The sequence below is a fragment of the Frankia sp. EI5c genome, assembly GCF_001636565.1.
GTDB lineage: Bacteria > Actinomycetota > Actinomycetes > Frankiales > Frankiaceae > Parafrankia.
Genome location: NZ_LRTK01000113.1, coordinates 1 through 22,906 on the forward strand (window position 1 = coordinate 1; position 22,906 = coordinate 22,906).

General features: G+C 73.4%; 13 protein-coding genes and 5 pseudogenes. 9 read left to right on the forward strand and 9 right to left on the reverse strand.

What is annotated here, in order from left to right; genetic code table 11:
* The 3 genes and pseudogenes from UG55_RS43760 to UG55_RS25345 all read right to left on the reverse strand — a co-directional run.
* The coding region (locus UG55_RS43760) for a TCP-1/cpn60 chaperonin family protein (RefSeq protein WP_304440452.1) at positions 1-316 on the reverse strand (316 nt) is incomplete at both ends.
* A gap of 1 nt (position 317) precedes the next feature.
* Positions 318-568: pseudogene (locus UG55_RS43765) on the reverse strand (TCP-1/cpn60 chaperonin family protein); the annotation flags it as partial.
* Positions 569-772: 204 nt separating this feature from the next.
* Positions 773-1,804: an alpha/beta fold hydrolase gene (locus UG55_RS25345; RefSeq protein WP_083987190.1), complete on the reverse strand. Its 1,032-nt coding sequence runs from the start codon at positions 1,802-1,804 to the stop codon at positions 773-775.
* Between the two features lie 517 nt (positions 1,805-2,321).
* Between UG55_RS25345 and UG55_RS25350 the strand changes: the two genes are divergently transcribed.
* Together UG55_RS25350 and UG55_RS25355 are read left to right on the forward strand one after the other, a co-directional pair.
* Positions 2,322-2,955 (forward strand): patatin-like phospholipase family protein (locus UG55_RS25350; RefSeq protein WP_242425101.1); only part of this gene is annotated, 634 nt, incomplete at its 3' end.
* A 178-nt stretch (positions 2,956-3,133) separates the two neighbouring features.
* Entirely contained in the window at positions 3,134-4,201 is a 1,068-nt protein-coding gene (locus tag UG55_RS25355; RefSeq protein ID WP_066074124.1) for a 1-acyl-sn-glycerol-3-phosphate acyltransferase, read from the forward strand.
* On the opposite strand, the gene UG55_RS25360 is transcribed toward UG55_RS25355, so the two are convergent.
* The 5 genes and pseudogenes from UG55_RS25360 to UG55_RS25375 all read right to left on the reverse strand — a co-directional run.
* Positions 4,128-5,009: EAL domain-containing protein (locus UG55_RS25360; protein WP_242425100.1), on the reverse strand; the 882-nt coding region annotated here is incomplete at its 5' end. The two genes, UG55_RS25355 and UG55_RS25360, sit on opposite strands and share 74 nt — an antisense overlap.
* A gap of 1 nt (position 5,010) precedes the next feature.
* Positions 5,011-5,405, reverse strand: a pseudogene (locus UG55_RS48255) (diguanylate phosphodiesterase); the annotation flags it as partial.
* 97 nt (positions 5,406-5,502) lie between these two features.
* Positions 5,503-5,853 (reverse strand): hypothetical protein, encoded by a 351-nt coding sequence (locus UG55_RS29690; protein WP_199865265.1) that lies wholly within the window; start codon positions 5,851-5,853, stop codon positions 5,503-5,505.
* A gap of 23 nt (positions 5,854-5,876) precedes the next feature.
* Positions 5,877-7,316 carry a mechanosensitive ion channel family protein gene (locus UG55_RS25370; protein ID WP_083987191.1) on the reverse strand — a complete coding sequence of 480 codons (1,440 nt, stop codon included), beginning with the start codon at positions 7,314-7,316 and terminating at the stop codon, positions 5,877-5,879.
* Positions 7,317-7,432: 116 nt separating this feature from the next.
* Positions 7,433-9,160 carry an MFS transporter gene (locus UG55_RS25375; protein WP_066074133.1) on the reverse strand — a complete coding sequence of 576 codons (1,728 nt, stop codon included), beginning with the start codon at positions 9,158-9,160 and terminating at the stop codon, positions 7,433-7,435.
* A 486-nt stretch (positions 9,161-9,646) separates the two neighbouring features.
* On the opposite strand from UG55_RS25375, the gene UG55_RS25380 reads away from it, so the two are divergent.
* The 7 genes and pseudogenes from UG55_RS25380 to UG55_RS25405 all read left to right on the forward strand — a co-directional run bounded on the left by UG55_RS25380 (position 9,647) and on the right by UG55_RS25405 (position 19,640).
* Positions 9,647-10,918 carry a serine/threonine-protein kinase gene (locus UG55_RS25380; protein ID WP_066074136.1) on the forward strand — a complete coding sequence of 424 codons (1,272 nt, stop codon included), beginning with the start codon at positions 9,647-9,649 and terminating at the stop codon, positions 10,916-10,918.
* A 62-nt stretch (positions 10,919-10,980) separates the two neighbouring features.
* Positions 10,981-11,101 (forward strand): annotated as a pseudogene (locus UG55_RS43780) (ATPase); the annotation flags it as partial.
* Position 11,102: 1 nt separating this feature from the next.
* Positions 11,103-11,964: pseudogene (locus UG55_RS25385) on the forward strand (AAA family ATPase); the annotation flags it as partial.
* Positions 11,961-13,106: a DUF58 domain-containing protein gene (locus UG55_RS25390; RefSeq protein ID WP_066074141.1), complete on the forward strand. Its 1,146-nt coding sequence runs from the start codon at positions 11,961-11,963 to the stop codon at positions 13,104-13,106. The pseudogene UG55_RS25385 and the gene UG55_RS25390, both read left to right, overlap by 4 nt.
* Positions 13,103-15,655 carry a transglutaminase domain-containing protein gene (locus UG55_RS25395; protein ID WP_083987193.1) on the forward strand — a complete coding sequence of 851 codons (2,553 nt, stop codon included), beginning with the start codon at positions 13,103-13,105 and terminating at the stop codon, positions 15,653-15,655. Before UG55_RS25390 ends, UG55_RS25395 begins: the two co-directional genes overlap by 4 nt.
* Positions 15,652-18,558, forward strand: coding sequence for a PKD domain-containing protein (locus UG55_RS25400; RefSeq protein WP_066074144.1), 2,907 nt, complete (start codon positions 15,652-15,654; stop codon positions 18,556-18,558). The genes UG55_RS25395 and UG55_RS25400 overlap by 4 nt, the downstream gene beginning before the upstream one ends.
* Before the next feature lie 173 nt (positions 18,559-18,731).
* A complete protein-coding gene (locus UG55_RS25405; RefSeq protein WP_066074147.1) occupies positions 18,732-19,640 on the forward strand; it encodes a Dyp-type peroxidase in 909 nt (302 codons plus the stop codon).
* A gap of 1,380 nt (positions 19,641-21,020) precedes the next feature.
* On the opposite strand, the pseudogene UG55_RS43785 reads toward UG55_RS25405, so the two are convergent.
* A pseudogene (locus UG55_RS43785) lies at positions 21,021-22,191 on the reverse strand (toll/interleukin-1 receptor domain-containing protein); the annotation flags it as partial.
* Positions 22,192-22,906: the final 715 nt, after the last annotated feature.

Below are 22,906 nucleotides of genomic sequence, written 5' to 3' on the forward strand. Positions count from 1 at the left end.
CCTCGGTGAGCTCAAGCTCCAGCCCGAAGGTGTTGCTCTCCTCGACGGTGATGACGCCTTCCTTGCCGACCTTGTCCATCGCCTCGGCGATCATGGCGCCGATGGCCTGGTCCCCGGCGGAGATGGAGGCGGTGGAGGCGATCTGCTCCTTGGTCTCCACGTCCTTGGCGACGCTGATGAGCTCCTCGGAGACCCGTTCGACGGCGGCCTCGATGCCCTTCTTCAACGCCAGCGGGTTCGCGCCGGCGGCGACGTTGCGCAGGCCCTCGCGCACCAGCGCCTGGGCCAGGATCGTCGCGGTGGTGGTGCCGTCACCNGCGACGTCGTTGGTCTTCTTCGCGACTTCCTTGACGAGTTCCGCGCCGATCTTCTCGTACGGGTCCTCGAGCTCGATCTCCTTGGCGATGCTCACGCCGTCGTTGGTGATCGTGGGTACGCCCCACTTCTTCTCCAGGACAACGTTGCGACCCTTGGGGCCGAGCGTGACCTTGACAGCGTCGGCCAGCCGGTTCATGCCGCGCTCCAGCCCGCGCCGTGCCTTCTCGTCAAACGCGATCATCTTCGCCATGCGTGGTGCGTCCTCCCGGAGGGCCAGGCCTGCGCCAGGGAGTGCCAGCCGCCGGCGAAGTGCCTGACAACGACGGCCCGCCCGGGAGACCCGGGCATCCGTCACACCAGCGGCTGGCACTCAACCTGGCTGAGTGCCAGCCACTGTATCGGCCCCCGGCGGACCGGCCGGCCCGGAAGTGCTCCGCCCGCGGGGGCCGCTGCCTCAGCCCGGCACTCGGCCGGCTCCGTGCGACGGCCCGGCCGGGGCCCGCTCGCCGCTCCCGAGGTGGCCGGTGACGAGCTCGACGAGCTGGTCGACGACGCCCGGCGCGAGGTGGTGCCGCAGGCCCGGGATCTCGACGTGCCGCGCCCCGGCGATCGCGGCCGCGGTGGCCCGGCCGCCGCTGGGATGAACCATCAGATCGGCGTCGCCGTGGATGACGAGGGTCGGCGCGGTGACGGCGGCAAGCGAGGCCGTGCGGTCACCCGAGGCCTGGATCGCGCCGATCTGCCGGGCGATCCCCTCGTGCCCCCGCGGCCCGGGGCCCCGGTCCCAACTGCCTGCCGCCCAGTCGGCTTCGGCCGCCGCATCCGGCGGAAAGGTGGTGGAGCCGATGTGCGCGAGCAGCGCCAGGTGCCGGGCCACGTACTCCGCGCGGTCGCGGGGCGGGCGCTTCGCCATCAGTCGCAGCGTCGACCGGGCCGGCTGCCCTACCCCAGGGGTACCCGTGTTCGAGAAGATCGAGGTCAGCGTGGCGACGCGCGCCCCGTGGGCGGCCGCCAACGACTGCGCGATCATGCCGCCCATCGACATGCCGACGACGTGCGCCCGGGCGACGCCCAGGTGGTCGAGGAGTCCCACCGCGTCCTCGGCCATGGCGGTGAGGTCGTAGGCGTCGGGGCGGGGGCGGGCCAGCACCAGCCGGGCCCGGCCGGGCGGGGGTGGCGGCGCGGCGCGGAAGGTCGTTCGGCCGACCTCGCGGTTGTCGAACCGGATCACCTGCCGCCCACTGGCCACCAGGCCCGCCACCAGGGACGACGGCCAGGAGGTCAGGTCGAGGCTGAGCCCGGCGATCAGCAGCACCGGCACCGCGCTGTCCGGGCCGCCCGCCTCGCCGGGGCCGTCGATGCGGTAGCACAGCCGGATACCGGTGGGCAGATCGCAGAATCGCTCGTCATCCGCGCCGGCGACGACGCCACCGACGGCTGGGACCGGCCGCTCCGGTTCGGCGGGGGCTGGAATGTGCGTGGTCATACGGGCTGCTCCAGGAGATCTTCGGCTGACACCCGTCTCCGGCCCCACGTTGCGGACGTCGACATACCCCGGCGAGCCGGCTTCCGGTGACATCCGTTCTCACCACCAGGCGGGATTCGGACCATTTCCACCCAATCGTCGCTCGCGGCACGGCGATCCGCCAGCGACGCGCCTTCTCCTCCGCCCTTCTCAGCCCTTCTCAGCCCTCCGTCACGCCGTCACGCCGTCACGCCTCGATTCGGTCACCCGCGTGTTCATCGCCCGGGTCGGGGTCGCCCGGGAGGTTCAGCACCGGCGCGGCGGGAACTGAAGCCCGGACGGAAACGTCACCGCGGCGGGCACGAGGAGAGACGATGCCGGAGGCACGGGACCCCGACCGGTCGATCACGCCTGGCAGGTTCGCGTGACGACAGTTCCGCCGGTGTCAGCGGTTCCAGCGTCGGAACTGGCGTCGACGGAGGCGTCGGCGTCGGCGTCGGCGGATGGCCCGGTCGCCTTCGTGCTCGGTGGCGGCGGCATGCTCGGCGCCGCCGAGGTCGGCATGCTCGGCGCGCTGCTGGAAGCCGGCCGCCACCCCGACCTGGTCGTCGGGACGTCGGTCGGGGCCATCAACGGGGCCGCCGTCGCCGCCGACCCGACCGTCGCGGCCATCGAGCGGCTGACCGAGCTGTGGTCCGAGCTCGGCAGTTCGGAGGTGTTCGCGGGCGGCCCGGCGAAGCGGCTGGCGACCGTCGTCCAGCACGGCTACCTGCATTCGAACGCCCCGCTGCGGCGGATGCTGCAGGCCCAGCTCGCCAGCACCTTCGAAGAACTACCGGTGCGCTTCCAGTGTGTGGCCGCGAGTATCGAACGCGCGGCGGCGCACTGGTTCGGCGACGGGCCGCTGGTCGAGGCGGTCCTCGCGTCCTGCGCCGTGCCCGCGCTGCTCCCGCCGGTACGGATCGGTGACGAGCACTACGTCGACGGCGGCCTCATCGACAGCACTCCGGTGGGCCGGGCGGTCGACCTCGGCGCGCGGACGGTGTACGTGCTGCACGTCGGCCGGATCGAGCGGCCGCTGCGGCCGGGCCGCTGGCCCTGGGAGGCGGGGCTCGTCGCCTTCGAGATCGCCCGGCGGCGCGGTTTCGCCGACGCGATGGCCAACCTGCCCCNGGGAGTGACGGTGCACGTCCTGCCGGTCGGTGACGGAAACGGTGCGCCGCTGCTCGGTCTGCGCTACCGGTCGGCGTCCGGGATGCGCCGCCGCATCGAGGGTGCCCGTCAGGCGACCGCCGCGTACCTCGAACGAATCGCGGCGGGCGCGCCGGCCAGCGGGGCGGGCGGACCCGGGTGAGAGTGCCGCCCCGGGCCGCCCGCCGCCTGATCATCGACCCGCTGTTCCTCCCGCTCGCGGTGGCCGGGGTCGTCCTCGGCGCCGCGGTGACGGTGCTGGGGCTGGCCGGCGCGCCGGCCGACCGCCGGCTGCGGCTGAGCCGGATCGCCGCCCTCGCCGCGATCTACCTCGCCGCCGAGGCGGCCGTGATCGTCGCCGGGTTCGGGCTGTGGCTGGTGCGGCCACTGCTGCGGACGCGGTGGGAGCGGGCCCATCTCGCGCTGCTGCGCGGCCTGCTGCGGCTGCTCGTCGCGGCGGCCGGGCGGCTGGTGCGCTTCCGCCGCACCGTGCACGAGCCGCCCCCGGGGACGTTCGACTGCGGCGGCCGCCCGGTGCTCGTCGCCAGTCGGCATGCCGGCGCCGGGGACTCGTTCGCGCTCGTCGACCTGCTGGCCAACCGCTACCGGCGCACGCCGCGGGTCGTCCTGCTGGCCAGCCTGCAGCTCGACCCGGCGATCGACATCCTGCTCGGCCGGCTCGGCGCCTGCTTCCTGCGAGCCGACGGCGCCGACGCGACCGCGGTGGCCCGGGTCAACGCGCTCGCCGCGCGGCTGGACGGACGGGACGCGCTGCTCATCTTCCCGGAGGGCGCGAACTTCACCCAGCGCCGCCGCCGCCGCGTGATCGCCGGCCTGCGGCGCCGCGGTCAGCGCGGGCGGGCCCAGGTCGCCGAGGAGCTCACCCACGTCCTCCCACCGCGGCCCGCCGGCCTGCTCGCCGCACTGGACGCCGGCACGGTGGCCGGGATGGTCGTGGTCGCCCACACGGGCCTCGACCACCTGGTCACCCCGGGTCTGCTCTGGCGGGCGCTGCCCCTGCCGACGCGGATGGAGGTGCGCTGGTGGTGGTTCCCGGCCGACGAGCTACCCACCGCGGGCGCCCGGCGCGCGGACTGGCTGACCATGAACTGGGCCGTGGTCGACGCCTGGATCGACGCCCGCCGCCCGGCCGTCAGCGGGGGCCGCCCACCGGCAGCTCGCCCACCGACATCTCGCCCACCGACATCGCCGGCTGCTCCAGACTGATCGGCAGGCAGGCGGCGTGGATGTCCGCGGTGGGGTGGCCCAGCAGGAAGCCCTGGCCGTAGTCGATGGTCGCCTCCCGCGCCGCGGCGAGCTCGGTGGCTGTCTCGATCCCCTCCGCCACGACATGGCTGCCGATCGCCCGGGCGATGGTGGTGACACCGGCGACGACGGCCTGGTGCGCCGGGTCGGGCAGCCCCCGGACGATGAAACGGTCCAGCTTGATCACATCCGGCCGCAGGTGCAGCACGAGCTGGAGCCCGGCGTAGCAGGTTCCCATGTCGTCGACGACGATCCGGACGTCGTTGCCGCGCAGGGTGCTGATCGCCGCGGTCAGGTCGCCGTCGTCGCCGATGTACTCGTTCTCGGTGATCTCGACGGCGATCCGCTCCGCCACCCCGGTCCGCAGCAGGACTCCGACCAGCCCGCTCGTCACGGTGGACGGTGACGCGTTCACCGCGAGGCGCACGCCGACGGGAAGATCGGGCAGCACGGCCAGGGCCCGCTGGATCGCGGCGATCTCCAGCTCCGGGCCGAGGCCGACATCCGCCGCCTCGGTGAACAGCGACGCGGGGCGGCGGGGCGAGCCCGGCAGCCGGGACAGCGCCTCGACGGCGACGACCCGCCCGGTTCGCAGGTCGACGACGGGCTGGTAGGCGATCTGCGGACCGCCCTCGTCGATCATGTCCTGGACGCCGCTCCAGATCCGGCTGCGGATCTCCCACATCTTGCGCAGGTCGCTGACGTAGTCGGTGAGGAACTCCGCCAGCAGCCGCAGCAGGCGGGCGTCCCGGTCACCGAGAGACGGCCGNGGCTCCCGGCTCAGGCAGCCGAGCAGGCCGTAGGTGGCCCCGGTGGCATCGCAGACCGGTGTCGCCGCGTAGGCGCCCACCCCGAGCTCGTGGACCGGTGCCAGCGCGGCGGTGCGCCGGTCCCGGTGGGTGTCCGGGATCAGCGGGGGCAGCGTGCCGGTCAGCACCCGCGAGAACAGGCCCTCCTCGTACCGCACGCTGCACCCGCGGGACAGCCTGAAACGGTGGGGGTTGCCGTTGAGCGCCTGCAACACCAGTACCCGACCGTCGAAGCGGCCGAGCCAGGCCAGGTCCATCCCCGTCCGCCGACGCAGCAGGCCGAGCAGGTCGACGACGGCCGCGTTCGGTTCGGGCACGACGATCTGCGGTCCGAGACAGGTCAGCCGGCTCGACATCAATACCCCCGACACGGGGCTACCCGGCACCACTCCCCCGCACACGGCGCCGCACCCCGCTGGTCGGGCCTGATCGGCGGTCAGGCCCGACCAGCGGTCAGACCTGATCGGCAGGCGTGGCGGTGGCCGACAGCTCGACGGGCGGCTCGACGGGCGGCTCGACGGGGCGGAGGCGCTGCTCGGTGTACCGCCCGTACAGCCACGTCCCCAGCGACAGGACCAGCATCCCCGCGCCGATTCCGGCGCCCCACCAGAGAAAGCCCCAGGAGACCGAGAACCACACGGTCACCGCGAGCCCGTAGACGACCCCGGCGGTGTCGAGCACCCTCTTCGCGGCACGGTCACCCTTCCGCCGACGCACAAACCGTGCCAGCGGCCCCCGGGTGGCGATGTTCGCCGACAACAGAACAAACAAAAATATATGGTCGGCCTGTCGCACCTCGTCCACAATGCCAGTATCGCACAGTACTGTCAGCGGGTTCGGATTGTCCGGCGCCCCAGGTCCTCACGCTCCTCGGCGCCGTCCTCGCGTGCGGTGTTCCCGCACCTGCCGGTAGGGGCTTCCATGGCGTCCTGGGTCGGCAGGGTGGCTACCGCATTCTCGCCGGTCTCGCTGCTCTCGCCGGTCTCGCTGAAGGCGCGTGAGCGCTCCTCCGCCTCGGCGCTGCCGGTGAACAGGCGGGCGTCGGAGAGAAGATCCGGCTGATCCTTCTCCATACGCACGGGGTCCTTCGAATCCGTCCTGCCGCCTTGGCCACTGCTGGTGCCGTTGCCGTAGCCGTTGTCGGCACTGCGGCCGGCACTGCGGCTGATGCTGTGGCCGTCGCTGGTGCCGAACTCGGCGCCGAGGCGGTCGAACTCGACCCGGGTACGCGGCAGGGCGAGCGCGTGCCGCCGGCGCAGCCAGTCGACCAGCGCCTCCCGAACGTGGCAGCGCAGGTCGAACGTGGTCGGCCCGTCCTTACCGCTCACGAGAACCCGGATCCGCACGTTGTCCCCGACGGCGTCGGTCACCTGGAGCACGCTCACCCGGCCGTCCCACAGCTCGGTGTTCTCCACGATCCGGTGCATTTCCGCGCGCATCTCGCCGATGGGAACCGCCCAGTCCAGGTCGAACTCCACCGCGCCCAGGACGGCCGACTCGCGGCGGGTCCAGTTCTGGAAGGGGTTCGTCGTGAAATAGGTCGAGGGCAGGATCATCCGGCGGTCGTCCCAGATGTGCACGACGACGTAGGTGAGGGTGATCTCCTCGATGCGGCCCCATTCCTCCTCGACCACGACGACGTCGTCCACCCGGATGGCGTCGGTGAACGCGAGCTGCAGGCCGGCGAAAACGTTCGCGAGCGACGTCTGCGCGGCCAGGCCGGCGATGATGCCGACCACGCCGGCGGAGGCGACGATGCTGGCCCCGGCGACGCGGACGCTGGGAAACGTCATCAGCATCGACGCGATCGCGATCAGCGCGATGACCAGGACGGTGATCCGGCGCAGCAGGGTCACCTGGGTGCGGATCCGGCGGGCGTGCCGGTTGTCGGCGATGTCCATCCGATAGCGGGAGAGGGCCAGGTCCTCCACCACGAAGGCGAGCACGCCGATCAGCCAGGCGATGCCCGCGATCAGCGCCAGGCCGAGCACCCGGACGGTGGGGGCCGTCCACGGCTGTTCCGCGGCCGCGTTCGCGGCGGTGAGCAGGGCCATGATGACGAACACGAACCGGGTCGGCCGCCGGCCGCGCACCGCCAGGTCGCGGATGATCTCCGAGTGCCGGCCTATCCGGCGCAGGACCCGGTGCAGAACCAGGGAGACCAGGTAGCCGACGACCGCGGCACCGGCCAGGATCGCCAGGACGGCGAGATCGGAATCCATCCCGTCGATGTCGGAGAGCGCGTCAAGCGTGGATCCGTCATTCATAGGCGAGCTCCTCGTGGTGTGGCCGCTGTGCACGGGCGTCGCCCGGTATGCCCGGATTCACCGCAGGTAACGCCCCACTTGCGCGGCGCTCCGGAGATCGGTGGCGAACCACCAGGTCAGCGCGGGTTCCTGTCGGCGCGTCGCCGGTCACCCGAAGGGGGCACCGGCGCCCCTGACGGTTGCCGCTGCGGGATCCGGCGCGTGAACAGCGTCGCGAGCAGCGCGAAGACGGCCAGGACGGCCAGTGCCGCGCGCAGCGCGGTGACCCGGGCCTCGGCGTTCTCATCGACGATCACGTCGACGGTTCCCGCGGGCACACCGGCCGCGGTCAGCTGGGACCGCAGATCCCGGTCCGAGAGGAACGGCGCCCCGTCCGCGAGCGTCACCGTGGCCTTTGCGGCGAGATCCGGCGGCGCGGCGGGGTTGTCGCGCACACCGGTGAGAAACGAGGTGGTCAGGCTGGCGATGAGCACTGTGCCGGCCACGGCGGTGCCGATCGACGCCCCCAGGTTCGTCACCGTGTTCTGCACGCCTCCGACCTCGGCGCTCTGTTCGTCCGGCACCGCCGAGACGGTGACGCTGCCCAGTTGGGAGGCCAGCGCGCCGACACCGACACCGGCCAGCAGCAGGGGCCCGACCACGATCTGCGGGCCGGCGCCCAGATCGAGCGCCGCGATCAGCGCCGCGATCCCCACCAGAAGCACGAGAAAGCCGCGGCGCACGACGCGGCGCGGTGAGGCGTGCGGGAACAGCCGGGGGATCCCGACGGCCGCGGCCAGCAACGTCACGGACAGCGGCAGCAGCCACACTCCGGTCTCCACCGCCGACAGCCCCAGCGACACCGACAGGAAGAGCGGCACGACGAAGAACAGCCCGGCCTGCAGGAGGTACTGGAAGAAGAACGAGGTGAGCCCACCTCGCAGCTCCCGGTTCCGCAGCATCGCGGGGTCGAGCAGGGCGGCCTGCCCGCGCGCGGTCCGGCGGCCCTCCCACCACAGGAACAGGCGGAGCGCGACCAGCCCGGCGAAGATCAGCCAGCAGGCCGGCGACAGCCCGAGCCAGACGGGAGCGGCCGCCTTGGGCCGGACGAGACCCCACGTCCCCGCCTGCAGCACGCCGTACACCACCAGACCGAGCCCCAGCGCGGACAGAACGGTCCCGACGGGATCGAGGCCGTCACCACCCGCGGTCCGGGGCCCGGAACGGCGCGACCCGCGCCCCTCGGCCGAAGCGCCGGCACCATCCGCCATCCGGCGGGTCAGGGTCAGGATGACCAGCACGACCAGCACCTCCCCGGCGAACACCCAGCGCCAGGACAGATAGGTCGTGAACAGGCCGCCCACGAGCGGGCCGGTCGCGACCGCGATCGCGCCGGCCGCGGCGACGAGGCCGTAGGCGCGCGGGCGGTCGGACGACGCGAAGTTGGCCGCGACGAGCGCGACGATCGCCGGCATGATCAGCGCGGCTCCGACTCCTTCCAGGACGGACCAGCCCAGCGTGAGCATCGCCAGGTTCCCGGAGAGCGCGGTCGTCAGCGACCCACAGCCGTAGACGACGCAGCCGAGGGCGAACACCCGCTTCTGGCCGAACATCCGCCCGAGCCGCCCCCCGGTGATCATGAACGCGGCCATGACCAGCGTGTAGAAGGTGATGGCGGTCTGGATACCGCTCACCGTGGTTCCGACATCCGCGGAGACCGTCGCGATCGACACGTTCATGACCGAGCTGTCCAGGGTCATCAGGAACTGCCCGGCGCACAGTGTGAGCAGGACGGTCCCGCTGCCGCCGGCGGTCGCGGGCGTAGACCCGCCCCGGCCTCCGGTGCGGCTTCCGGTCCGGGCCATCGCAGTCCTCCCCGCGCCGGAAGCGGCCGCCCGAATTCCGCCGGGCAGCGCTGTGTTCGCCGGATTTCTCCGCGCCGCCGACATATCCACGCCCGCTGTTCGCGGCCCGCCGCGGCGGCCGCGGCCGCCCTATTGTCAGCGCGCGGCGCCGGCCGCACACCTCGTCGGCCGGGTGGTTCCCCGCCTGATTTCGGGATGTGCGCGCACCGGCCGCCGGCTCGCCGGCACCCTGCCCGTTCGCGGCCCCGGTGCGAGTCAAAGGCGAGGTGGCGGCGGTGCCGTTCGCCGGCCGCCCAGGCCGCGGGCAGGGCGCCCGCCACCGGTCGGCATCCGGACACCGACCCCCCGCGCACGGGACACGGCGGATTCCGAGAAGCTAAAGTGTTCAATCGGCGGGAATTCGGGGTTGCGGCGCATCATGCCCGGGGGGGCGACTTCTTGACCGACAGGCACGACACAGTCAGGGCCGCGTTACCGGGATATGAGGTGGGCGGCGAGATCGGCCATGGTGCTTTCGGTGTGGTGCTGTCGGGTCGCGACAGACTGAACCGCGAGGTGGCGATCAAAGTTGTCCACGGCGTGGACAGCCATGGTGACGGCGCCCGCGCCGAGGCGCTCACCCTGGCCAGGGTCGAGCATCCGCACATCGTCCGGGTCTACGACTATATCCGCCGCGGCGACGTCGCGTTGATCGTCATGGAGCTCCTCGGCGGCGGCACCCTGCGCGGGCGCGCCCTGCGCGGGCTGGTCACCGCGGAGGTCTGCGCCGTGGGCCTGGCCACGGCCGCCGCACTCGGCTACGCCCACAGCCAGGGCGTGCTGCACCGGGACATCAAACCGGCGAACGTGCTGTTCACCGACGACGGCCGGCTGAAGGTCGCCGATTTCGGAATAGCGCGCGAATACGCCGGCGCGGCATTACAGACGATGACGGCGATCGGCACTCCGCGGTACATGGCACCGGAACAGTTCCTGGCCGCGCCGCTCACGCCGGCCACCGACCTTTACGCGCTCGGTGTGATTCTCTACGAGCTGCTGGCCGGCCGGCCGCCGTTCCGGGCGGTGTCGACGGACGGGCAGTCCCACGAGGGGCTGCGCCGCAGCCATCTCGACGAGGCACCGCAGCCGCTGCTCGGGGCACCCGCCCCCCTCGGCGCCGTCGTGCTGCGGGCACTGGGCAAGCACCCCGACAACCGGTACCGGACGGCGCGGGACTTCTCGGCCGCGCTGGCGCGGGCCGCCGCCGACTCGCTGGGCCCCGACTGGCTGGACCGCGCGGGCCTCGTGCTGGACCTGGACGACGAGATCCGGGCTCTCGCCACCGGTGGCGCGGCGGGACCGGTGATCACGGCGACCACGGGCGGCCCGCCGCCGGTGGCTCCTGCCGGTGACTCACCGGCGGCGGGGCGGCTCGACCGGACCGTGCGTGTTCCACGCCCGACCCGGACACCGCTGCCGCCGCCGCAGGCACCACCCGTCCAGTGGCAGCGGCCCAGCGCACCGGCACCGCGGCCGCACGGGCCGCCGCCAGCCGGTCAGCCGCGCTCGCCGGCCGGTCAGCCGCCCTCACCGGCGGGCGGGCCGGTCGCCGGCCAGGCGGCGCTACAGCGGGTCGTCGGCGAGGAGCCGCGGCTGCTGGTCCGCACCGGGGGCGACACCGAGTACCACCGGCTCGGCTACCGGACGGCCGTCGTCGCGGCCGGGCTGCTCGGTGCCCTCGGACTGCTGGTGGCGCTGGTGATAGCGCTGGCCGCCTGACCTGCCCCGGAGACACCGGCCCCAGGCCGACGCACCGGGCACCTGATGTGGGGGGAAGACCAATGACGGCATCTCTGCTGGATCCGGCCGAGGCGGCGTGGTTCGCCGAGCGGTGCGCGACGCTCGTCCGCAATGTCGAGACGCTGATCCGCGGCAAGACCGAGATCGTGCGCCTCGTCGCGGNGTGCATGGCCGCCGAGGGCCATGTGCTGATCGACGACGTTCCCGGGACGGGGAAGACCTCACTCGCCAAGGCGGTGGCGAACTCGGTCGCCGGCACCATGCGCCGCATCCAGTTCACCCCGGACCTGCTGCCCACCGACGTCACCGGGGTGACCGTGTGGAACGACGGCACGAGAGCCTTCGAGTTCCAGCCGGGCGCGATCTTCGGCAACGTCATCCTCGCCGACGAGGTGAACCGCGCCTCGCCGAAGACGCAGTCGGCGCTGCTGGAGGTGATGGCGGAGCAGCAGGTCACGGTGGACGGGCACGCCGTCGCGGTGCCCAGCCCGTTCCTCGTCATCGCCACCCAGAACCCGGTCGAGCACGGTGGCACGTATGACCTGCCCGAGGCGCAGATCGACCGTTTCATGATGCGGCTGACGATCGGCTACCCCGACCACGCCGCCGAGGTGGAGGTGCTGGCGAACCGGCGTGCCGGCCAGTCCGCGGCGGCGGTCACGCCCGTGCTGACCACCGCCGACGTCGAGCGGATGATCAGGATCGCCGGCCGGGTGCACCTCTCCGCGCAGCTGCTGGGCTACATCGTCACCCTCGTCTCGGCGACCCGGCGGCGTCCCGAGGTGCGCCTCGGGGTCAGCACCCGCGGCGCGCTGGCACTGGCCGCCGCCGCCCAGGCCTACGCGGCGGCCGACGGCCGGACGTACGTGACCCCGGACGACGTCAAGGAGCTCGCCCCGTACGTGCTCGCCCACCGGGTGCTGCTGCGCCCCGAGGCGGAGATCTCCGGTATCCGTCCCGCCGACCTGCTCGGTGAGACCGTCGCGTCGGTTCCCGTTCCGAACCAGCGGGTGGCCACCCGGTGATCACGAGGTCCGGCGCGGCGATGATCGTGGCCGCGGGCGTCCTTCTCGTCGCGGGCACGCTGCTCGACTACCCCGAGCTCGTCGTTCTCGGGCTGGGCGCGACGGCGGTGGTCGTGGCGGCGGCCGGGTGGATGCTGGCCCGACCCGATGTGGTCGTCGAGCGGCGGATCCGGCCGGACCGGGTCGCCGAGGGTGATCCGGCCACCGGCGTTCTGGTGGTGACCAACACGGCGCGCCGCCGATCGCCGCCGATCGTCGCCGGCGAGATGGTGGACGGCCGGCAGGTCGGGGTCGCGGTGGCGAGCCTGCCGCCGGGTGGCCGGCACGAGGCGGAGTACGCGCTGCCGACGACCCGCCGTGGCGTCTTCCAGGTCGGGCCGCTGACCATCGGGCACTCCGACCCGCTGCGCCTGATGCATGTGCGGCGCGGGTTCGAGACCCGGTCGGTGCTGCGGGTGCATCCGCGGCTGCTGCCGGTTCTCCCGCTGCCGACCGGCGGCTCCCCCGACCTGGACGGACCGACGTCCGTCACCGCGCAGCAGGGCGGGGTGGCCTTCCACAGCCTGCGCGACTACGTGCGGGGCGACGACCTGCGACTCGTCCACTGGCGGTCCACCGCCCGCACCGGCCGGCTGATGGTCCGGCACAACGTGGTGCCGCGCGAACCGCGCATGATGATCGTGCTCGACACCAGCGCGGCGCCCTACGGGGACGGCCGCTTCGAGGACGCGGTGCGCATCGCCGCCTCGCTGGCCGCCGCCGCGGTGACGCACGGCTTCCCCGCCGAGGTCCGCACGACCGGCGGCGACCATGCGGTCGCGGACCACGGCGGCGCGCTGACGGTGGGGATCCTCGACCTGCTCGCCGGGGTCGTCGCCCACGAACGGGACCCGGGGCTGCCCGCGCTGACCGGAATGGTGCCGCGGGACAGCGGGGTGACGCTCGGTGTCGTCACCGGGCAGGCGTCCGCGGCAGCGACGGCCGCGGTCTCGACGGTGCGCCCGCGCTTCGCGATGGTGAGCCTGATCCAGGTGAGCGGGCAGCCGGGCCGGCCCGGGCCGGCCGTCCGCGGCGCGCTGGTGCTGAACGTGCGGACCTGCGACGACTTCGCCGCGGCCTGGAACACGAGGGTGGCCCGGTGATCCACCCGTTTCCGGCCTCCGCCGAGGAGCCGGGTGGCCGCGGCGCCGGGAGCCGGCCGCCGGAACCGGCGGAGTTCTCCGACGCGATGACCCTGCGTGCGCCCAGCCAGCCCGATCCGCGTCCGGGCCCGCCGCGCCGCGCCTGGCCGGTCACGGCGGATGCGCTGGTGGAGCCGCTTCCCGCCGAGCGCCCGCCGGCCGGCGGGCCACCCGTGCCCACCGGGCCCACCCAGCCCGGCGGGCAGATCTCGGCCGGAAGCCGCACCTCCGCGCGGCGCAACGTGCAGGCCGCCCTGGTCCTGCTGCTGATGGCGCAGGTGGCGGCGGGCTACCGCGGCTTCTTCGCGGGTGCCGGCTTCCTGCTGCCGCTCGGCGGGTCGGTGCTGGTCTCCGGCGCCGTGGCCGTGGCCGCGGCCGCCCGGTTACGGAAGATCGACGCGGTTGTCCTGGCAGCCGCCGGTGGATGGCTGCTGTACGCGCCGCTCGCCCTGTTCGGCTCCCGCGGCGCCGACCTCCCGGCCGCGTTCGTCGACGCGCTGCATGCCGGCTGGGCGGATCTGCTCACCGTCGGCCTGCCAGCCGACCCGACCGCCGAGCTGCTCGTCATCCCGTCGCTGCTGCTGTGGGTGGCGACCTTCGCCGCGGTCACGCTGGCCCTGCGCACCGAGACCGCGCTGCTCCCACTCCTGCCGGCGGTACTCGCGGTGCTCCTCACGCTGGTGCTGACCGCGGCCGGCGGGCACTCCCAGCTGCTGCTCACGGGCTGCTTCACCGGCACCGCGCTGCTGCTGGTGCTGCTTCGGACGTCCCACACCGCCGGCAGCGCGGCCGCCGCCGGGTCGCTGGCCCTCGGGCTGCCGCTCGTCGCCGGCGCCGCCGCGGTCGCCACCCTGGGCGCGAGCGTCCTCCCGCTCACCGACGACACGGCCCGGTTCGACCCGCGGGAGCACCGACAGCCGCCGGTCGACACCTCGGCGCTGCTCGACCCGCTGGCCCAGGTGCAGGTCGAGCTGCGGACGGACCCGCCACGGTCGCTGTTCACCGCGCATGTGTCGTCCAGCACCGGCCAACTGCCCGTCGACCGCCTGCGGATCGCCGCCCTCGGTGACTTCGACGGGGCTGGCTGGCGGGACGACGGCGGGTTCGTGCGCGCCGGCAACACCCTGCCCCAGGACGGGCCGGCCGTCACCGCCGCCACCACCGAGCTGGGCCTCGACGTGACCCTCGACGACTGGGACGACCCGCTGCTGCCGGCCGCCGGCGTGCCGGTCGGGCTGCGGGGCCTGGCCGTTTCCGTCCAGGCCGAGTCGGGCGCGATCGCGGCGGCCGCCATCCCGCGCACCGGCGAGGGCTACCGGCTGCGCGCCGAGATCGCCGCGCCCGGCGCGGAGGACCTCCGGCTGGCCCGCGCCGCGTCCGGGCCCGCGACGGACCGCGCCGCGGCCCTGCCTCCCGGGCTGGACCCGGAGCTGGTGCGCCTCGCCGACGAGGTGATGGGTTCGGCCGCCACGCCCTACGACAAACTGCTCGCGCTGGAACGCCACCTGCGTGACCCGGTGCGCTTCCCCTACGACGCGAACGCCCGGCCAGGCCACTCCTACGGCGCGGTCGCCCGCCTGCTCGGCACGTCCGACGATCCCGCGGACGGCACGACCGCGGACGGCACGACCGCGGGCGGCACGACCGCGGGCGGCACAGCTGCCGGCGCCGCCGACGAGAACCGGCGCGGCTACGCCGAGCAGCACGCGGCCGCGTTCGCGGTGCTCGCGCGCACCCAGGGCTTCCCGACCCGGATCGCGGTCGGCTACCTGCTCGATCAGCAGGGCACCGACGGCACCGGGGCGTACCGCGTGACGACCAGGCAGGCACACGCCTGGCCGGAGGTCGCCCTGGAGGGGATCGGCTGGGTCCCGTTCGAGCCCACCGACCTCAGCCGGCTCGGCCTCACCCTGCCGCCCGTCGACAACACCACCGCGGGCGACGCGGCCCAGCAGGACCAGACCGTGGACGTCGTCACTCCCGTGCTCGTCCCCCAGCTCGACCCGAGCGGCGCGCCCACCGGCGGCGGCGGCGAGGAGGGCCGCGGCTGGCTCGGCTACGCCGCGGCGGTGCTCGCCCTTCCGTTGCCGCTCCTGCTGCTGGTTCCGCTGGAGAAGGCGCGCCGACGCCGACGGCGGCGACGGGCCGGGACGCCAGCCACCCGGATCGCGGCGGCCTGGCGGGAGATCAGCGACCGGCTGTCCGAACACGGCCTGCCCGCGGCGGCGACGCTCACCCCGCGGGAGGTCGCCGGACGAGCCCGCGACCTGCCCGGGTGCGCGGCCGCGGCCCCACAGCTCGGGATGCTGGCACCGCCGGTCACGAAGGCGCTGTTCGCCGCCGCCGAGCCGGGCGAGGACGACGCCCGCCGCATCTGGGAGCTCACCGGGCTGGCAAGCCGCAGCCTCGGCCACCGGCCCGGGGCGCGCTGGCGCGGGTACGCGGCCCGGGCCCGCGCGGCGGTCGACCCACGACCTCTGCTCCCGACGGCACGGCAGGTGAAGAGGTGACGGCGAAGGTGGGGGGTACCCGCGCGATGCGCCATCCGAACAGATTCGGCCCGGATGGATCCCGCCTCGGCCGGTTCCGCCCGAGCGGCTTCCGCCGGAGCGGCTTGCGCCCGGTGTACGCCCTGCGGGGCGTGGTCGCGCTCGCGCTGCTGGCCGGCGGCCTGGTGCTCGTCACCCGGTCGGACGGCCTGTCGGTGCGGCAGCTGGCGGTCGAGGACGGCGCGGCCTGGCTGGTGTCGTCCTCGACCGGCCAGGCCGCACTCGTCGACGGCGCGTCGTCCCAGGTCGTGACGAGGGTCGCGGTCGGGAGCGGTGAGCTGTCGGCCACCCAGTCCGGGCCGGACGCCTACGTGGTCAACAGCACGGCCGGCAGTGTGCTGCGGGTCGACGGCGCGACGTTCCAGCCGGGCGAGCCGGTCCGGTTCGGTTCGGCCCGCCGCCAGCTGCGGGTGTACCCGACCGCCGCGGCGGCCTTCGTCGTCGACGGCGAATCGGGCCTGGTCACCACCACCGACCCGGACACCCTGCAGGCCCGCGGCCTGCAGACGGTCGCGACGGGCACGGCCGGCGGGGCGGTCACCGACAGCGCCGGCCGGCTCTGGCTGTTCGACCCCGGCAGTGGCGACATCGTCCGGCTCGACGCGCGCGGCGGCAAGGCCAGCACGCCCGCCGCCGCCGCGGGCGGAAGCCAGTTGGTGCTGGTGGGCGGCCGGCCCGCGGTCGTCGACCGGGCGGGGCGCACGGTGCGGCCCCTCGGCGAGAACGGCGCGCCAGCCGCCGGCACCTGCCTGGACGCCCCGCCGTCCGACAGCTCGGTCGTCGTCGTGGGCGGCGTGGCCAGGCCAGAGGTGTACGCCGCCAGTGGCCGCAGCGGGACGCTGGTGATCAGCGACCTGACGGCGGGCAGCTGCGACACCGTGGTCGACCTCGCCGCGGCCGGGCACGAGCTCGGGCAGCCGCGGGAGGCGGCCGGCCGGGTGTTCATCCCCGACTTCACCGCCGGGCAGGTCATCGTCCTCGACGTCGCGGCGCGCCGGGTCGTCGCCCGGCCGCAGGTGCTGCCCGCCGGCACCCGGTTCGAGCTGGTCGCGCAGGGACCGTTCATCTTCTTCAACGACCCGTCCAGCTTCCGCGCCGGCGCGATCCACCTGGACGGCGCGATCCGGGTGATCGAGAAGTACAACCCGGATCGACCGGGCGCCGGGGTCACCACCGGCCCGGCGGGGCACGGCGACAGCGGCGCCGGTGACGGCGACACCGGCGACACCGGCACCGGGCCGGACGCCGCTCCGGTGCCGGCCGCCCAGCCGTCACCACAGATCACCCGGGCGAAGACCACACAGGACACCCCGCCGGTCACCAACCCCGAGGTCACAATCCAGGTGTCCGCGGTCCGGGTGGGCATCGGCCGGTCGGTGACACTTCGGCTCGCGGCCCGCGACGGCACCCGCGTCGCGGGGGCGACCTGGTCCTTCGGCGACGGGACCACCGGCAGCGGAGGGCAGACCAGCCACGCGTGGTCACAGCCCGGCGACTACCTGGTCGTCGCGCACGCGGTCCTCGCGGACGGCCGGCAGGCCGCGCCCGCCGTGCGCATCACGGTCGACCGCGCCGCCGCGCCCTCCCCCGGTGACGGCACGGGCCCCCCGGCCACGGACGCGCCGGCCCCGGTTCCCGACGACCTGCTCATCGCGCGCCTGGCCGTCACTCCGGCCAGCGGCGAGACACCGCTGCGGGTCACCGCGGACGCGTCGACGTCCACGGCGGCTGCCGCGCCGATCACCGGGTACTCCTTCGACTTCGGTGACGGCACCACGACCGGCGGCCCGGGCGCCGCGGCGAGCGTCACCCACGTCTACGAGTCCGCAGCGCCGGGGAGCACGTTCACCGTGTCGGTGACCGTGACCGACGAGGCCGGGAACACCAGCCGCGCCAGCCAGCCGGTCACGATCGTCGGTGACGGCGCACCGGGCGTCCCGACGATGACGGTGACCGCCGCCGACGGCCGCTGGCGGGTGACAGCGAAGGCCGGGACGGGCGGCGCGCCCACGACCCGCTTCGAGCTCGCCGCCACCGAGAAGAGCGTCGAGGTGAAGGCGGTCTCCGCGACGTCGTTCGACGTGATCCCGCACGGCTCGTGCGAGCCGTTCACCGTGACCCTGACCGCCCACGCCGCCAGCGGGACCACCACCCCGTCCGCCCCGTACACGCTCGACCCGCGGGCGGACCAGCCGTGTGACTTCCCAGCACCGGTTCTCAGGGTGGAGAACGTCGACGGCTTCGGCTTCGATGTCGCCGTCGACCACCCGGTGTCGGACGGATCGGTCACCTACGACTGGTCCTACCCGGCCGAGGGCGGAGCTGGCGGCTACAGCGTGCAGCCGGCGGCCGACCGGATCCACTTCAGCACCCAGGACTGCCGCCTGTTCTCGGTCACCGTCACCGCGACGGGCCCGGCCGGCAAGGCGGTCTCGGACCCGGTCACCGGCATGGGCTGCACCGCCCCGGACCCGGTCGACATCACCCGCTCGGTCGTCGCGACCCAGATCACCTGGTCCTGGACGCTCCCGTCGAACACCCACGTCGAGAGCTACCGGGTCCTCCGCACCGGCCCGGACGGCCAGGTCACGGACGGCGGCAGCACCAGCGACCCCGGCACCTCGTTCAGCGTGACCGGCCAGCCCGGTGAGACCTACGGGATCACCATCCAGGCGACGAACGCGGCCGGCACCTCCTCCGCGGAGGACCACGCCACGGTGGACAGCCCCGGCCCGGACCCCGGCCCGTCTACGGACGGCCCGCCTGGGGACGACCCGACGACGCCACCACCGCCACCCGAGACCACGCCACCGCCGCCACCTGAGCCCGAGCCGGAGCCGCCGCCGGCCGGCGCATCCGAGTAAGGCGGGCCGGGGGCCGGCTGGTGCTGGGAAACGGCCTGTCCGGGTCTGGCGCCTGTGTAATCTCTGGCACGGCGCGCGCCCAGGCGCATGCCCAGACTCGGACGGGTCGGACAGCTCGGACAGCTCGGACAGGTCAGGAAGTCGGTCGCACAGGTCGGGAAGGACGGCGGCGGGTGACGCAACCGGGGATCTTTGGGCTCGGGGCTCCGGAGCACTGCTATCTGGAGTTCTCGCTCCAGCCGGGCGCCTCCGCCGCCGACCTCGTCAAGGCGGTCGCGAGCTTGACCGGCCCGCTGTCGACCGGCGGCGGGGTGAACCTCGTCGTCGGCTTCCGGCCGGAACTGTGGGCGCAGGTCGCGCCGGACGACACGCCCGCCGGCGTGCGGAGCTTCACCGAGCCGATCATCGGGGCCGACGGCTTCCAGATGCCGGCCACCCAGCGCGACGCCTGGGCGTGGATCGCCGGCGGCGACCGCACCATAGTGTTCAACAACAGTCGCAACGTCATCGCGGCCCTCACCGGCGTCGCCTCCGTGGCCAGCGAGGTCACCGGCTGGGTGTACGAGCACGACCGCGACCTGACCGGTTTCATCGACGGCACGGAGAACCCGTCGCTCCTGGTGGCGCCGGGTGTCGCCGTGGTCGGGGACGGCCCGGGCGCCGGTGCCAGCGTGCTGCTGTTCCAGCGGTGGCGGCACGACTCGGACAGCTTCCAGGCCCTCGCCGTCGACGAGCAGGAACGGGTCATCGGGCGGACCAGGGCGGACAGCGTCGAGCTCGACGAGGATGTCATGCCGGCGACCTCGCACGTCTCGCGGACGGTGGTGGAGGAGGACGGCGAGGAACTGAAGATCTTCCGCCGGAACACCGCCTACGGCACCGTCACCGAGCACGGGACGATGTTCGTCGGTTTCAGTCGCGAGCAGCGGATCCTGGACATCATGCTGCGCCGGATGGCCGGTGCCACCGAGGACGGTCTGCGCGACGCGCTCACCCGCTACACCGCACCGGTGAGCGGCGCCTACTACCTGGTGCCGTCGGTGGCCGCGCTGGCCCGGTTCGCCCCCCAGGACGAGGACTGACGGCTCCGGGCCCGGCGACTCCGGACCGCGGTCAGGGCGCCCCCGTGCGCAGATCCCGGTCGTCGCAGCGGGTGCTCACCGGCGCGCCGGCCCTCGATGCCGGGATAGCGCAGCTGAACGTGAGGCGCGGATTCGACGTCGTCGCCGAGAGCTCGTAGACCAGCATCAGCTTCTCGGTCGGGTCCATCCCCGCTCCTGCCTCTCCCTCCGGGGAAGGCGTGCGCGGGGAGTCGGGGGCTTCGGGATGCAGGCGCCCGGTGATCCCCAGAAAGTCCCGCCGGCCCTGGTAGACCTCGACGAGTCCCGCGTAGAGATCGAAGCCGTCGAAGCGCTCCGGATGCTCCCGGGCCTTCCCGCGGACGCGGTCGGCTTCGGCCTTCAGATCCGCGCACCCGTCATCGGCCGAAGGATGCGTCTGGCAGGCCTCCACGCGTTCGGCGACCTCACCCGCGAGGCTGACCGCGTCGTACAGGGCCCAGGCCGCCGAGTCCGGGAAGGTCGCGAACTCGTCCCGGTCCATCTTCGGCAACAGGTCGCGGACCGCGGAGAACTCCTTCTCCGCCGGGGTGAAGTCGGCGATGAGCCCGGCGTCACGCAGCACCGACGCGGATTTCTGGTCTTCGGGGCCGAAAACCGAGAACAGCAGCTTCGGCCGGCTGTCCGAATCTCGTTCCAGGAATCTCCGGACGCTGTCCCAGGCCTGCTCGTCGCGCAGGTCGGCGAGTGCGTCCCCGCCCAGTACGTGGATGTTCCGGCGACATTCAACGGGCAGCGTCATGAGATGGTCGAGCAACCCGGGGAGATCCTCCGCGCGGCCGGCAAAGATGATCAGCCGCGGTGCGCCGACGACCTCCTGCCCGTTCTCCACCGGGTTGTCCGAACAGATCTGCTCCCGCGAGTTGACCAGGGCCTTCGTCAGCGGCCGACTTTCGCCGGGGTCCTTACTCGTCGAGTAGGCGATCACCCGGTCCTTGATGAGGCTGTCGAACGGTGTGCCGGAAAAGCGGGACCTGTATTCCGGGCTGGCCAGCTTGTGGGAGTAGGCGTTGAACATGCTCAGGCCCCAGGCATCCGCCTGGTCGTAGACGATGAAGGGCACGACCCGGCCGAGCTGGGCCAGCGGCGTCCAGGAAAGGCCCATCTCGGCCTGCCGGTCGTCGGAGGCGCCGATCCTGAAGTATCCCGGCTGCCCGGTCAGCTCCGTCCCGGACTGGGTTGCCGCGATCATCGTGACGCCGGAGAAGACGTCGAACCGGCCGCCGTCGTCGACCAGGCCGATTCTCTTGATCGCCTCCTCCGAGTTGGCCCGGGTCTGACCGAGTCCGACGACAATGACGGGCCCACTGTCCGCGGCCTTCTCGGCGATCTTCGTTGCGGACNGGAGGGCGAACTCCCCGTCCCCGCCGAAATTCGCCGCCCACAACCGCATCCGCAGGTCTCCGTCCTGCCGGGCGTTGAACGTGCGCATCGCGGTCAGCGCGGTCAGCAGCTCGACGTTGTCCACCGCATCCGTCGACTCGCCGGTGCTGAGGTGCCCGGCCAGCACGACCGTCAGGTACCTGGTGTCCGCACCGCTTTCCCGGGCCACCCGCTTGTTCTCGTTGACGATCTGCCGCCAGACGGCCTCGGTACTCGCTTCGGCGGCGCTGGTCAGCGGGCCGTCCGTGGCCGGCGCGGCCGGCGGCGCTGTGCCACCGGCCTGCGTATCGGCCCGGCTGAACGTGCCGGGCAGATCAGTGCGGATGCCGACACACTGGATCTTTCCGGGGATGGCTGCCTGCTGCTGGGAGCGCACCGGCAGCAACGTGCTCACACCGCACGGGGTGCTGTCGGCCGCGTCCATCGGCGTGACGTGCCGACCATCGCCCCCGGGAGGCAGAACTCCCAGCGCGAGCAGTATGAGAAGCACGACCAGCGTGAGAACGGTGCCGGCCGCGGCACCGCGCCGGCCGCGCCCGCCGAACGCGGCTGCCGCCTTCGCCGTCAACCGGCTCCGCAGGCTCGGCGGCTCGGGCAACAGGTCTTTTATGATCTTCGCGAGCCGGCCGATCTCCCGAACGTAGGCCCCTGAGGTGCGGCGCTGGTTGCGCAGCAACCTGAGATCGTGGTGCTGCCGATCCGCCAGGACCCGGAGCATCTCGGCGCGCCGGGTGTCATTACGTTCCTCGGCCTCGGCGAGCAGCCCGGGCAGATCGATCTCGGCCCAGTAGATGGGTATGATCCGCCGGCGCGCGCCGCGCTTGTTGCGCTCAGCCCGTTCCAGTGCCAGGAACTGCGTGAACTCCCGAAGGCACTCGTCGCTGGCGACGAATGCCGGGGAGACCACCGGCAGCAGGAACAGCACCTGACTGAGCCCGGTCTCGAGCGTAGTTCTCCAGACGTCGCCAGCTTTGATGTCGCTGCGGTCCTGGAAAATCTTGATGTGCTGCCCGGAGCGTTCGTAGAGCTCCTGCTCCAGGTCAACCCGCAGCTTCGTGACACGGCTGCCCTGGACGTCGTCGAGGTGCGCGTAGCTCAGGAACGCAACCGGCTCCAGCCCGACCCGCGGCATTCAGCACCCCCCCACGACGCGATGCGCCAAGTATCTCCCACCGACGCCGTCCGTGGTCGTCCGGTTCCGGCCGTGTCAGTATGGACAGGCAGTAAACGGGCGGACTCACCTGTCCGGCATCCGATAGCGGAGCGGACCGCCGATACACCGCCGCAAATACCCGGGCGTCGGGCCTCGGATAACAGCCCGGTACCAAGCCGGGCCGCGGATGACAGCTCGGTACGGCGCCGGGCCGCGGATGACAGCCGGATGTCAAGCCGCACCTCGGGCGACAGCCCGGCACCAAGCCGGCCTCGGGTGACACAGTCGTCTGATCAGACGGGACATCCCGGCCGTCGGGCCGGCCGTGAGGCCCGGCCGGCGGCGCCCCCGGGCCGGCACCGGGACCCCACCGTCCCGCCCGTTCGACGGTCCCGATCCCGCCCGCGGACACCCGGGCCGGCGACCACCCGCAGAAGTGCGACTGGCCGGGCCGCCGGCCGCCCGCAGACCTCGCCGCAACGGCGCTACCAGGGCTTTCAGAGCACCCACAGGCCCCGCAACACCCGTCGCCNACCCCCGCGCCACGGATCCGCGAGGATTCGCCGACAGCGACTGAAGNGCTTTGCGTGTCCTTCGCCCGCAGGGGTTGCGGCCCCTGCGCCACCGTGGTCGTCAAGACGTTTCGGCAGGAGACACAAGGAGCCCTTCAGGCGCGCGATCGGCACTCCCGCGC

Bases quoted from the DNA above. Each gene is read 5' to 3' on its own strand.
- UG55_RS25345 (WP_083987190.1), bottom strand. From the start codon at position 1,804: ATGACCACGCACATTCCAGCCCCCGCCGAACCGGAGCGGCCGGTCCCA.
- UG55_RS25370 (WP_083987191.1), bottom strand. From the start codon at position 7,316: ATGAATGACGGATCCACGCTTGACGCGCTCTCCGACATCGACGGGATG.
- UG55_RS25375 (WP_066074133.1), bottom strand. From the start codon at position 9,160: ATGGCCCGGACCGGAAGCCGCACCGGAGGCCGGGGCGGGTCTACGCCC.